Source organism: Lutibacter sp., assembly GCF_016342705.1.
In the GTDB taxonomy this organism is placed as follows: Bacteria; Bacteroidota; Bacteroidia; order Flavobacteriales; family Flavobacteriaceae; genus Lutibacter.
This window is the reverse complement of the sequence record NZ_JAEINV010000012.1, coordinates 75,283-89,417: the sequence shown is the minus strand read 5'-3', so window position 1 is coordinate 89,417 and position 14,135 is coordinate 75,283. Positions and strand designations below refer to the sequence as shown.

The following is a 14,135-nucleotide window of genomic DNA, read 5'->3' as shown; positions in this document are numbered from 1 at the left end:
AAACATTTATGGAGATATTACTCTTTATTTTAAAACAAACGCTGATTCCAAAAGTTTTGCACTATTTGTTCCTACAAATATTTTAAAATCGCCTACCTCAGCTTTAAAACTCATATCGATTGTATAAAATGCTAAATTTTTAGAAGTCAATGAAAATGATATTTCTTTCGATTCCCCAATTTTCAGAAAAACTTTTTCAAACCCTTTTAATTCTTTCACTGGTCTAGTAACACTTCCTACAATATCTTGAATATATAGTTGCACAATCTCTTCGCCATCATATTTCCCAGTATTTGTAACTGTTACCCTAATCTCAATAGTTTCATTAAAATTAAACTCTTTTTTATTAATTTTTAAGTCTGAATATTCAAATGACGTATAACTTAAACCATAACCAAATGGATATAATGGCGAATTAGGAACATCTAAATATTTTGATCTAAAAAGTTGTTCTGCCCCTTTAATTTCATAAGGTCTTCCTGTATTTTTATGGTTGTAATAAATCGGGATTTGCCCAACATTTCTAGGAAACGACATTGTAAGTTTCCCTGATGGATTGTACACTCCAAAAAGCACATCCGTAATTGCAGTTCCGCCTAATGTCCCAGAAAACCAAGTTTCTAAAATTGCATCTGTAACTTCGTTTTCATATTCTAATGTTAACGGTCTACCATTCATTAAAATTAAAATAATTGGTTTCCCTGTTCTTTTAATTTCAGCAATTAGCTCTTTTTGCACTCCTGGTAAATCTAAATTAGTTCTACTAGCAGCTTCACCACTTAATCCGTGAGATTCTCCTAAAACCATTACTACAACATCTGATTCTTTAGCAATATTTACAGCTTCATTGAATTTTGATTTATCATTTCCTTCAATTTCACAACCCTTTGCGTACTCAATAATTTCAGTATTCCCTAGTAAATTTTCTATTCCTTCATAAACACTAACAGCTTTACCAGTCCTATCTCCACGCGCTATCCAAGTTCCTAAAATATGACTTTCGTCTTTAACTAAAGGACCAATTAACGCTATTTTCTGATGCTTATTTAAAGGTAAAATATTGTTTTTATTTTTTAATAAGACAATAGATTTTTGAGCTAATTCTTTGGCTGTCTCTAAATATTCAGGTTTATAAAGCGTTACTTTTTCACGTTGTTCATTACTATATCTGTAAGGATCTTCAAACAGCCCTAAACGATATTTTAAAATTAAAATACGCCTTGCTGCAGCTGTTATTTTTTCTTCTGAAACTTTACCTTCTTCAACTAATTTTTTTAGATTTCTTAAAAATACACCACCTTGCATATCCATATCAACTCCGGCATTTAGCGCTTGTTCTCCTGCCTGTTTTTCATCTTTAGAATACCCGTGAGGAATCATTTCATTTATAGATGTATAATCAGTAACCACAAAACCATCAAAGTTCCATTCATTTCTTAAGATATCCGACAATAAAAACTTATTTCCAGAAGCTGGAACTCCATTTAAATCATTAAAAGAAGTCATAAAAGTAGTTACTCCGGCATCAATGGCAGCTTTAAAAGGTGGCAAATACGTTGTCCTTAATTCTCTTTCGGACATATCTACCGTATTATAGTCTCTTCCTGCAATTGCTGCTCCATATGCTGCAAAATGTTTTGCACAAGCCAAAATTGTATTGTTTTTAGATAAATCATCTCCTTGAAAACCTTTAACACGTGCTTTTGCAATTGCACTACCTAAAAAAACATCTTCTCCCGCTCCTTCCGAGACTCTTCCCCAACGAGGATCACGAGTAATATCAATCATTGGTGCAAAGGTCCAGTGAAAACCCGAGGCCGAAGCTTCTTCTGCTGCAATTCTTGAACTTTTTTCTATTAAATCTAAATCCCAAGATGCTGATTCTCCCAGTGAAATTGGAAATATAGTTTTGTATCCGTGAATAACATCATATCCAAATAATAATGGAATTCCTAATCTGGTTTCTTCAACTGCAATTTTTTGAAGATCTATGGTAGCTTTTACAGTTGGCACACTAAATACTGCTCCAAGCATACCATCTTTTAAATAATCAACGAAATTTTTATCTATAGTTGGTCCTGTAATGTCGGAGCCAGAAGAAAAGAGAATTGTTTGACCTATTTTTTCATCCAATGTCATTTTTTGAAGTAAACTATCAACAAAAACTATTGCCTTTGAATTATTAGGATTTTTCTCTGGTTGCTTTTTATTTATAGTCATTTTTGTAGAACAAGAAAAAATTGATAGTAAGGTTATCCATAAAATTATATTTAATAGGTGTGTTTTCATTTTGAGTAGTTACTTTTTAAAACTTATTTCATCTAATTTTATTGAATATTCAATTCGTTGATTATCATTCACATCCCAAATTTCCATTTTTATTTCAGGGTTTTTAGTTTTCCAATTAATAGTAATTAAACCAAAATGATTTTCCATTACGGGTCCTTCAATTCTGTTTTTATTTGGGGTTGCAAACAGCCAACGTGAGGAAAGCCCACTTGAAGTTATATCATAGATGGGATATAAATTAGGTGTTTCAACTTTTGAAATCTCGGCATAATGCACATCTCCTGAAATAAAAAGAACACCATTTGCCTTAGTTTTTTTTATTAAATCAAAGAATTTTTGTTGTTCCAAGGGGAAATTTGCCCAAGCTTCATACCCATTATATTCAATTCCAAATTGTGAACCTGAACCAATAATTCTTATATCTGCAGGTTTTGATAATTCCTTTTCAAGCCATTTCCATTGTGTTGCACCCAACAATGTAGAGTCTGCATGTTGATATGGAACATAATCTGGTTCGTAAAAGAATTTATTTTCTTCTTTTGTATGTTTTAATAAATCATCTCTAAAAGTTCTGACATCTAATAGAATTACTTGTAAATTTTTTCCGCTTTTTTCATAATAATAAGAAGTGTAAACACCTTCTTGTTTCCTTCTTTCAGAATTTTTAGGTTCATTAAAAAAATCTAAAAAAATCTCTTTTGATTCCTTTTTAAATTTATAATGTCTTCCAGCATCATTCCAACCAAAATCGTGATCATCCCAAGTGGCAATTATAGGTGTGTTTTTCTTTAAATTTTGGAAAGAGGGTTTACCTTTTAATATATCATACTTAGCTTTTAGCACATCCATATCATAGGTGTCACCATAAATATTATCACCTAAAAAAATAAATATATCTGGTTTGTGTTTCACCACCACATTATAAATTGGTAACGAATCATTTTGATGACCACAAGATCCAAAAGCTATTTTTGTAGTTTTATTTTGAGAGCAGCTATTTAAAGAAATAGCTATCAATGCCATTAAAACTAGTTTAAATTTGATTTGATAATTCATAATTAATTTATTTTAAATGGGATATTTAAATTATGGCATTCCCTTGCACAACATAAGCAAAAACAACTAATCGATAAAGTTTTACTTTTAGTTTAATTTAAGCAATATTCTATTATTTATATCTCAATTTTACAAATACAGGCAAATGGTCTGATGGATATTTTAAGTCTTTAGAATCACTTAAAATTGCATATTTATCAACTACTATTTTATTATTTTTTGAAATAAAAATATAGTCAATTAATTGGGTCACTGGTTCATTGTGTTTAAAACCATTAAAAGTTCCTGAAGGACCAAAAGGTTTTTCTATTGAAACTTCCCTACATTCATTCATTATTTTTTTTAGATTTATAATTCTTTCAGTGGCTGGGTCAGAATTAAAATCACCCATAAATATTACGGGGTAATTATTTGTGTTAAGCGTTTTAATTTTAGTCATAATTAATTCAATACCTTTAGTTCTCGCTTCTTCTCCAATATGATCTAAGTGAGTATTGAAAACCCATATTTTATATTTTGTTTTTTTATCTTTCAACAAAGCGTAGGAACAAACTCTGTTATATGCTGCGTCCCACCCTTTTGAAATTTCATCAGGTGTTTCAGAAAGCCAAAAAGTAGCTGTTTCTATAACAATAAATCGATTTTTTTTATAATAAATATTTGAGGATTCTCCTTTACCATCACCATCTCTTCCAACACCTACTTGATTGTATAGAGGAAGCGATACAGACATTTCAGCAACCTGAAGAGGAGTTGCTTCTTGAACACCTAAAATATCAGGTTCATAAAACTGTATTTGTGATGTTAAAAATTCCTTTCTTAATGGCCAAGCATTTTCACCATCGACTGCAACATTTAAACGGATGTTATATGTCATTGCTTTAAAAGTCTGGGCATATGAGTTGATACACAATCCAATAAATAGTAATAAAATAACTAATTTTTTCATCCTAATTTTTATTTGTTGCTTTTTGGTATATTCTAACATAATCTACTAACATTTCAGAAGGAAAAATTGCATCATCAATTTCACCTCCCCAATTTCCACCAATGGCAAGATTTAAGATTAAAAAATAAGGCTTATCAAAAGGCCAACCTTCGTTCGTAGAAACCATTCCATTTTCCCCTTTTTTAGCTTCAAAAAACAATTTATTGTCTATATAAAACTTCATAAATTCTGGTGTCCATTCAATTCCGTATAAGTGAAAGTCATTAAAAACATCAGAAATTCTATCAAAATGTGTTATTTGAGTATTCATTATATGATTGTATTCTTTGGAATGTAGTGAAACATGGACCATATTTGGGTCTTTCCCAACATGTTCCATAATATCAATTTCGCCACACAAAGGCCAAGACTCTTCTTTTTTACGAAGACTTTCTGGAAGCATCCAAATTGCTGGCCAAGTTCCTTTTCCTTCAGGTAATTTTGCCATTACTTCAATTTTTCCGTATTGAAAAACAAACCTATTATAAGTTGTTAACCTTGCTGAAGTATAATGTTTATTTTCAATGTCTTTTTTTAAAGCTACAATATGTAATTTTCCATTTTTAACAAATGAATTCTCTAAAGATTTTTCTAAATAAAACTGTTTTTCATTATTACCAAAACCCTGCCCTCCAGATCTATAATTCCATTTTAATGAATCAGGCAAACCTGAATATTCAAATTCGTCTGACCAAACAAGGTTATATTCTTTATAGTTAGCAGCTCTTTTCTCTTCGGGTTCTAACAATAGTATAGGTTCATCTGTTGTAATAAAATCGAATTTATTTGCCAGCAACCATTCCATATCAGCAACATCATTTACAGTCCAAGCATTTAAAGCAATACCTATTGTTTTTGCGTTTTCAATTGTTTTTAAATTGTTTTTATAATTATTATAGTAGTAATCAATACCACTAATACCATCTTTTTTTAATTGCTCAAGTGATTTATTGCTTTCTAAATATTGGATTAAAGCTGATGGTTCTAATTGTATAATTTTTTTTAGTATATCATAATCAAAGCTTATATACACTAACAAATCTTTTGCTTTTAGCGCTTCAACCATTTGAACCACTTTAGTTGCTATAAGCTGTCCTCTTTCCTTACTTATTTTTGAAGGTTTTATCTCACAAAACAATCTAGTGGTGGTATTGTTTTTAATCCCAGCCAAAAGATATTCTTTTAAAGTTGGGAGCTTTTCTCCATTGAATAATTTAAAAGCCGCTAATTCTGAATAGTTGGTTTTTTCAATTTCTAAATTATTATATTGTGGGTCATGTGTTACAATTAGCACATTATCTGCAGTCATTCTAACATCAAATTCTGAACCTGAACAGTTTAATTGAATTGCTTTCTTAAGCGAAGCTATTGAATTTTGAGGAAGATTATGCATCTTCCAAGCTCCTCTATGTGCAACAACTTTGTTATTAGCAAAATTAATATTGCTTTTCAAGCTAGTTTTAGTTGAATTACATCCCAAAAGAAATGCAAAAGATATTATCAATAAAACCGTAGATATTTTTTTTATTTTTCTCATTTTGAATACTCTATATTTTAAAAGTTGCTTCTGCATTTTGTAAATAAAAGACAGAAGCAACAAATAAAACAAAACTTAATTAATATAGAAATACACTTAATTATACTCATCAATAAAAATATGAATTAACATTTTTTTATTGGATAAGAACTCCTCCTATAAGAGGAGTTCTTATTTAGTTATGATTTCAACTAATTTTGCAAATACCATGGCTTTAGGTTTATTCCATCATATCCACCATATTGCTCATCAACCGCTTTTAAATAATTTTCTGCATTTGTAGTTAATTCGCTGGTTGGGTACTTCCATCGTTGAGGATATAAGGCTGAATCATCTGGATTCATACTAGTTGAAGGATCTATAGGATAGACTGGATAACCTGTGCGAAGGAATTGTGGATAATTCCCACCATTTCCTTGAAAGAAATCTATCAGCCATCTTTGTGTCCAAATTTGGTGTAAACGATCTGTTTTAGTTGCTGCAAAAGCAGCAGCACCTGTAAAATAACCATCAATATAAGATTGTGTGATTGCCATTCCATGAGTTCCAGTAGAAGGTAATGCCATATAATATGCAAGCATTGCTTTCACTCCATTTTCATAATAAGTTTGTGAACTTCCTGCAACCCAACCTTCTTCAATTGCTTCAGCAATTATAAAACATTGTTCAGCATAGGTGAATAAAATCATTGGGTCACCAGCTCTAGATAAAGTATATCGTTTATTTACTAAAGAATATTGACCAGCTTGACCATTAATATATAAAGCATCTGCAGCTAATTCAGTTGGAGCACCTTCATAAGCTGAAAACTGTGATTCTGTTGCTCCACCTGTAATTAATGCTGCTGCTGGTTCTGCAAAATAAAACAATCTACGATCATTGGTGTTTTTTAATGCATCTACAACCAATTTTGAAACAGCGTCCGTAATTCTAATACCTTCTCCGTTCCAGAAAGGGTGAGTTGCGTTTGGATTATCTGTATATACTAATTTAAAATTATCTGCATTTCCTGTCATTAAATTATTTGCAGCTACTATAGCAGCAAAACGAGTTTTTTGTTCAGCAGTAATTTTTTTGCTCATAGTTTGTAAAACCTTTAATTGCATAGCATTACAAAGTTTACGCCATTTCGTAACATCTCCATTAAACATGATGTCACCAGAAAAATTTGTTCCTGATGCAAAATATGTTTCTGCTGTTTTCAAATCATTTAAAATAGCCACAAATACATCAGCTTGTTTATCGTACTTTGGTTTGGTAATTCCTTCTTCCGCCAATCCTGCTTCAGAATATGGAACATCACCCATTTCTAATGTTGCTGAAAAACCGTAAGAAGCCTTCATAAACAAAGCCAATCCTTTATATGAAGATTCCGTTGAACTTCCTTCAGAAAACTCAACCATACGTTTAAGACTTGTTAATTTCTGATATCCCCAACTTCCATAAGGATAATATGAATAATAATATTGATACGGATTTGGATTTGTTTGAAGTATTGCCGTATGCTTATTATATAAGTTTGCGTAAGAAAAATCAGTTGGATTTGGGTTCCAAAATCTATAAGAATCTTTCAATACTTGTGTAGCAAGCATTTCAGGCGCTACAGTTGTAGGCTTATTCGGGTCAGTATTTATATCCTCAAAATTGCTGCATGAAGCTACAATGATAAGAGAAAATACGGCTAAATATGTATATATATAATTTTTCATTGTTCTATTAGATTAAAATGTAAGTTTAATATTCGCTCCAAGGTATCTTACTGATGGGTCAGAAAAATCTTCATAACCACCGTCAGGGTCAGAATATTTAAAATCTTTAGCCCATAAAAGCACATTTTGCCCAACAAAACTTACGGATGCAGCCTTTGCAGCCCAACCTTGTAAGTATTTACTTGGGAACGTATAAGTTATAGACATTTCTCGTAGTTTATAAAAGGTTTTAGAATACGCATCATTACGTGTTCCTGACCCTCCCCAAGCACTACCAGCATGCAAATCTTGCATTGCTTGCTTATAGGTTGTTGCAATATCATTAGGAGCAAAAACACGTGTGTCACTTGTAATATTACCAACGGCATCATAGGTAACTGTACCTGATACAATTTTCACACCTTCACCAATATAGTTTGTTGAACCAGGTGTAGCAACGTCTAATGCTCTCTCAGGTGTTAAAGAATCTGGATGACCTCCTGAGTTCCACATATAACTTTCAGTCCTAGTTGTCATCATTCCCCCTACTACACCATCCAAAGATAGAAATAAACTAAAGTCTTTATATTTTAAAGTAGAATTTACTCCCCAAAGCCAATCTGGGTCAGAATATCCAAAAACTGAATCGTATCCACTTTTTGCGATTCTTCCATTATTATAGATAAATGCTCCTGTTGCTGGATCTGTTAAAAATTCTCTACCTACATATGCATCAACACGTTCTCCAACTTCTATCCATGGTTTTACAGTTGTATAAGTTGGATCCAATTTTGTGTAAACACGTTTAAAAGTGGACCAGTTCATACCTAAATCTAATTGCCAATCTTTATTTTTAATTGGTGTTGCATTTAGTGTTACTTCCCAACCACGACGGGTTATTTCTTCTTCTGAATTTGTGAAAACTCCTGAATATCCGCTTGCTGATGATATTGGTCCAGTTATAATACCATCGTAAAATCTTTTACTATAGTGAGATACATCAAGCATTAATCTATTTTTAAACATCATTCCTTGTAAACCTACTTCAAAAGTTTCTGCACTTGATGGAATAATATTTGTTGGGTATAAATTTGAAGGCGTACTTGCTCCATTAAAAGTATTCCAAGTACCACTATTAATTGTAAAAGAACTGTTAATATCATAAATACCTGCCATTCCTTTTGATTGAGTCCAAGAACTTCTAATCTTAAATAAATCTAACCAATCTTTTGTTGATTCTGGTAATAGTTCCGATACAATAAAACTAGTAGCAACTGATGGGTAAAAGTATGATTGTGTTTCTTTTGCAAGAGTTGAACTCCAGTCATTACGCCCTGTTATATCTATATAAACTAATTTATCCCAAGAAAAAGCAACTCTACCAAATGCAGAATTTACTTGTCTTGCATATGTGCTTTCTGAAACATTCGCTGGGTTTACAGATGCATTCAATGAAAAATAGTCTGGTATAGAAATACCACCTACAGTATTTGCATAAATATTATCATCTTTTTTGTAATATATAGTTCCACCCGCTAGATATTCAATATTAAATTTATCAAATGCTCTATCACCTGTAAGTAAAAAATCACTATTTATACTAAATCCTTGTGTTTGACCTGTAACATATCCACCTGCTGGTCCGCCATTCCAAGTATAAAGATTACCTGGTACAGCGGTATTACCTGATTGGGTATAGGAACCTTTTGAAAGTCTCAGCTCTCCGCGGTCTGTATAAAAATCAAGACCAGTTCGAATAGTTGCTTTTAACCAATCTGTTAATTCATAACTTGCAGATAAATCAGCATTAAAAATATCACGAGAAGTCTCATTTATTTTTTCGTATTTATCAAAATATGGATTATTTATACCAGATTGATAGGTAAAATTTTGTTTTACACCTGGATCAATCCAGTAATTGTTCTTATAATCCAAAATATTATAATCTGCACTCGACCAAATTAACAGTGAATACATTGGGTCATATGATGTATACCCATTTGACCCCTGATTTGGAGATGTTTTTCTTGAATATGCTAAATTTGAATTCAATTTAAATTTATCTAAATTTACTTCTCCACCAAAAGTATAAGTAAATTTATCTAATACAGAATTTGGGTAAATACCTTTATTTTGTGTCCAGTTAAGTGAACTTCTTAAGGAAATGTTATCTTGTTTAAATCCAATATTTAAATTATTATTCGTAACATACCCTTGCTCTAAAAAATTACTAAAGTTATCTTTTCCAACAGGTAAATATTCGTAATCACTATATGCCTTTAAGAAAGGATCCCATTGATTAAGAATTTGTCCTTCCATAACTGTACCCCAAGAGCTCGTAGAATTTTTATCATAAGTATTATTACTACCTCGGCCATAAAGACTTTGTTTTTCAGGAATTGCTAAAAACCCAGATGAGAACATGGTATTAGTTGCATAATCTACCGTAATACCTGTACTATTAGAACTTCCGTTTTTTGTAGTAATTAAAATAGCTCCACTTGCACCACGAAAACCATATAGCGCTGAAGCAGTTGCTCCTTTTAATACACTCATAGATTCGATATCTTCAGAAGATATATCTCCTAGTGTTTTATTTTCATAAGCAATACCATCTATTACTAATAGCGGAGATTCACCACGAATAGTAAGTACTGGAGTAGCAGCAAAATCTGTGGAATTTAAAACCAAAAGACCAGCTACTTTACCCGTAAGAGATGAAGTAACATCTACACCTGATACTCTTTGAATGTCTGCTCCAGCTACTTTTTGAACTGCATACCCAAGCGCTTTTTCCTCACGCTTAATACCTAAAGCTGTCACAACAACCTCATTTAATGTTTGAGTATCTTCATTAAGTGTAATATTCAAGTAATTAGAATTGTTAATCACAATTTCTATCGATTTGTATCCCATAAAAGAGAAAACCAACACCTCTCCTTTTTGAATATTTGACAATGCAAATTTACCTCCAAAATCTGTTGTTGTCCCTTTTGTTGTATTTTTAACAACAATAGAAACTCCGGGTAAAGGAACTTCATTTGCATCAATTACGGTACCATTAACTTCTAAGGTTTGTGCCGTAACAACAAAAATACCTAAGAATAAAAAAAGTGAGAAAAGTAATCTGACTTTTTTGGTGAATAATTTAAATTTCATAAACATTTGAGTTAAGTTAAAATTTTGTTTGATTATATCTATTGGATAAATCCCTAAAGAATATTCTTAAAATTACACAATATTCTCTCCTATAAATGAAAGTGTACCACAACAAAAAACAGACAGCTGAATTAAAACTTAAAAAAAATAAAAATTCCCTACTGAATCGTTATGAATATTAGGCTAGGCGATATTAAATACTTTTTAATGTTGTAAAGAAATTAAAGCTTTTTGCTTAATTACAACGTTTGCGTTGTGGTAATGTCGTAGTGAAATTAACATATGATGTGGTATTACACATTTAAGATGTAGCTTACCAAACAAGCATCATGGGGTAAACCCATTTGTTTTCTTAATCTGTAGCGTTTTGTTTCAACACTTCTTACAGTCATGTTGAGTAAAGGTGAAATTTCTTTAGAAGTTAAGTTTAAACGTAAATATGCACAAAAACGCAAATCGTTAGGAGTTAAGTTTGGGTGTAATTCTTTAATCTTATCTAAAAAATATTTATCAGCGTTATTAAAGGCTTCCTTAAAAACATCCCAGTCTTTTGAGTTATTTAAATTCCCGTCAATTAATTTTAATACTTGTAAATTACTTGAATCAATATTATTCGTTTTTAACTCACTTTTTATACTATTGAGTACTTCATTTTTATTAATAATACTCATTGTCGAAATTGCCAACTCTCTATTTTTATTTTCAATATCTTGGTTCAACTTTTCATTTTTCATTCGAATAATTAATTGCTCACTTTCTAATTGTTTATGAGCTAATTGATTTTTATAATGCCTTAAATGGGCTTTATGCAATAAAAATGCACATATAAAAAACAGAAGACCATAAATGAATATTGCAAAATATGAAAAATACCAAGGTTTTAATATTTGAAAATGATAAGTAGCAATATTATTTGTGAGTTCATTTCCTAATTTCCCTCTAACACTAAAAGAATACTCTCCAAATGTTAAATTATCAAAAGTTAATGTTGTTTGGTCACTCCAATCACTCCATTTATTATAATAGCCTTCCAATTTGTATTGATAGGTTACTGATTGGTATTTGTCAAAAACAGGGACACTAAATTTAAAAACAATTGAGTTTTGATCAAATGCAAATTCACCATTATCTCTCAAATTCACAAATGATTTATTTGACTCCCTATTTTTTGTTGAAATTTCATTAATAAAAATTAAGCTTTCTTTTCGAGTTTCAAAATTGCCAAGATCTAAAGTAATATATCCATTTGAAGTGCCTAATAAATATTTGTTGTCTTTGTATAATGAAATGTTTTCGTATCCACTTATACCTTTCCTAAGAGATGCAGGAATATCTATTGTATTAATATTAAATTCTTTTGTTAAATCATTAATTGTTACATAGTTCATACTCTCTTTAGTAAAACCCCATAATTTTTGACTTTTATCAACTATTAATTTTCCAGATAAATAAGTTTCATTTTTAACCATAGGGCTTAAAACAGAATCCATTAAAAATTTATTTGTTATCAAATCATATTTATAAACTCCTTTATTATTAGCATACAAAATAGAATTATTGAATTTTATTAAACTAGAGTTCTTTCCAATAGAAACATCATTTTGTTTTGAAACTTTGGTGAATTTTTCGAAACTTGCATCTACGTTAAGTTTAAACACTCCCTTATACCCGTGACTTACAAATAACTCATTGGCATTAATAAATTCAAAGTATCTTGCAGAATTATCAAATCCAACTATTTTATTTTTTAAAAACCATTTTCCATTATTATTAATTAACACATAAAACCCACTATAATTACCTTGTAATAATTTATTTTGTGAACCAGGGATTTTTCTAAAACTCCAGGTCCCCGATATATCACTTATTTTTATGGCTTTATTTTCATTAATTAAATAAGTCCCTAAATGATGTCCACAAAATAATTCATTATCATTTTCAAATAAATTCCAAACCTGACCAGCGGTTCCTGTAATAATTTTAAAGCTTTCATTAGAATTTATTTTTTTGTAAAACAATCCTTGATTGGTTCCTAAATAGCTGTAATTATTAAAAACAATTGAAGTATAAACAGTTCCTAAAGAACCGTCGTCATCATTAAAAACATTTACAGGAGATTTTATGTTAATACAATTAATTCCATTGTCTAAACCTACCCAAATATTCTCATCACTATCTTCAAAAAGTGAGAGTGCCGTGTTATTACTTAATCCATTTTTCTGGTTTAATTGGTATTGTATTTTACCTTCTTTTGATAAAAAAATAATTCCATTTGAAATTGTTCCTAAAACAAAACTTTTGTCTTTTAACTGAATACTGTTGTATGTTTTAATCCCTTCTAAATCATTCAATTCAGAGCTTTTCCACTTTTGAAGCTTCCCCTCTTTAAAAATATAAAAACCTGAATTTCTTGTTTGAATAAGTAGGCCCTCATCAATTGAAAAAATATTAATTAAAATATTAACATCTAATATTGAATTATTTACAATTAATTTTGATTTTCCCTCTTTGATTTTAAATAAACCTTCATTATTAACAAAATAATAGATTGCATTATTATTGTTAAATACCTTAGAGATTGGATTTTTTGAATTTATAATTGTGAACTTATCTTTTGCCAGATTATAAAAATAAATCCTATTAAATGACTGAAAAATTATCCAATCTTGATAGGTAATAATATTCCATATATTTTCATCTTCAATCATTTTTTCATTTAGCTTAGGCACCAAAGAATTATAATTCAACATTCCAAATGAGTCTTTTTCCCAATATCCAAATTCCATATAAGACCCCGTATATATTTTATTATCAACAACTTTTACAGCTCTTATTATAGTGTTATTTGGTGAAGCGTACATTTTCCAAGTAGCTCCATCATATTCCAATAAACCTTCATTATTTGCTATATAAATAAATTTATTTGAACCTTGTGAAATCATCCAATTCTGATTTTCACCTCCATATATTTCAGGAGTAAATATTTCTATAGATGGCAATTCTTGTGCTTTTAAAGAGCAAGAAATTAGAAAAATAAAAAAAACTTCTTTAAAATATCTCACTATTTTGAAGATAAGGATTAATAAATACTTTTACACTATTTATAATTGTATTTCAAAGTTAAACAAAATTGATTTGTAGTAATAATTTATCACGAGCTAATAAAACAATTAAAATGAAATTAAATTTAAGACTCTTAAAGTTTCATTCATATTTAGAAGAATGAAAAAACATAGTTATATTCTAAATTATTTTTCATACTATAAGTTGCATCAAATACTATGAAACTTTTTGTAAATATTCTGTTACAATTTCCAATTTGATTCCACTATATTCTGTGAATTCTTCTGAAGTAATAAATTGTTATAACCCAGCATTAATAAAGGCTCACAAGCATATTAATAATTATCAAAACTAC

General features: G+C 30.1%; 7 protein-coding genes. All 7 read right to left on the bottom strand.

Annotated features, from left to right (window positions below; all coding sequences use genetic code 11):
- Positions 1-24: 24 nt before the first annotated feature.
- Complete coding sequence (locus JEY78_RS11960) at positions 25-2,289, bottom strand: glycoside hydrolase family 3 N-terminal domain-containing protein (protein WP_291851515.1); 2,265 nt, start codon at positions 2,287-2,289, stop codon at positions 25-27.
- A gap of 9 nt (positions 2,290-2,298) precedes the next feature.
- Entirely contained in the window at positions 2,299-3,345 is a 1,047-nt protein-coding gene (locus JEY78_RS11955) for an alkaline phosphatase D family protein (protein ID WP_291851512.1), read from the bottom strand.
- A 112-nt stretch (positions 3,346-3,457) separates the two neighbouring features.
- Complete coding sequence (locus tag JEY78_RS11950) at positions 3,458-4,294, bottom strand: endonuclease/exonuclease/phosphatase family protein (protein ID WP_291851508.1); 837 nt, start codon at positions 4,292-4,294, stop codon at positions 3,458-3,460.
- 1 nt (position 4,295) lies between these two features.
- Complete coding sequence (locus tag JEY78_RS11945) at positions 4,296-5,870, bottom strand: family 16 glycosylhydrolase (RefSeq protein ID WP_291851506.1); 1,575 nt, start codon at positions 5,868-5,870, stop codon at positions 4,296-4,298.
- Between the two features lie 191 nt (positions 5,871-6,061).
- Positions 6,062-7,579 carry a SusD/RagB family nutrient-binding outer membrane lipoprotein gene (locus tag JEY78_RS11940; protein WP_291851503.1) on the bottom strand — a complete coding sequence of 506 codons (1,518 nt, stop codon included), beginning with the start codon at positions 7,577-7,579 and terminating at the stop codon, positions 6,062-6,064.
- Positions 7,580-7,591: 12 nt separating this feature from the next.
- A complete protein-coding gene (locus tag JEY78_RS11935; protein ID WP_291851500.1) occupies positions 7,592-10,717 on the bottom strand; it encodes a SusC/RagA family TonB-linked outer membrane protein in 3,126 nt (1,041 codons plus the stop codon).
- A gap of 293 nt (positions 10,718-11,010) precedes the next feature.
- Positions 11,011-13,779: a triple tyrosine motif-containing protein gene (locus JEY78_RS11930; protein ID WP_291851497.1), complete on the bottom strand. Its 2,769-nt coding sequence runs from the start codon at positions 13,777-13,779 to the stop codon at positions 11,011-11,013.
- Positions 13,780-14,135: the final 356 nt, after the last annotated feature.

What these genes read in the sequence shown, in the direction of transcription:
- JEY78_RS11960 (WP_291851515.1), bottom strand. Translation starts at nt 2,289, where the DNA reads ATGAAAACACACCTATTAAATATAATTTTATGGATAACCTTACTATCA.
- JEY78_RS11955 (WP_291851512.1), bottom strand. Translation starts at nt 3,345, where the DNA reads ATGAATTATCAAATCAAATTTAAACTAGTTTTAATGGCATTGATAGCT.
- JEY78_RS11950 (WP_291851508.1), bottom strand. Translation starts at nt 4,294, where the DNA reads ATGAAAAAATTAGTTATTTTATTACTATTTATTGGATTGTGTATCAAC.
- JEY78_RS11945 (WP_291851506.1), bottom strand. Translation starts at nt 5,870, where the DNA reads ATGAGAAAAATAAAAAAAATATCTACGGTTTTATTGATAATATCTTTT.
- JEY78_RS11940 (WP_291851503.1), bottom strand. Translation starts at nt 7,579, where the DNA reads ATGAAAAATTATATATATACATATTTAGCCGTATTTTCTCTTATCATT.
- JEY78_RS11935 (WP_291851500.1), bottom strand. Translation starts at nt 10,717, where the DNA reads ATGAAATTTAAATTATTCACCAAAAAAGTCAGATTACTTTTCTCACTT.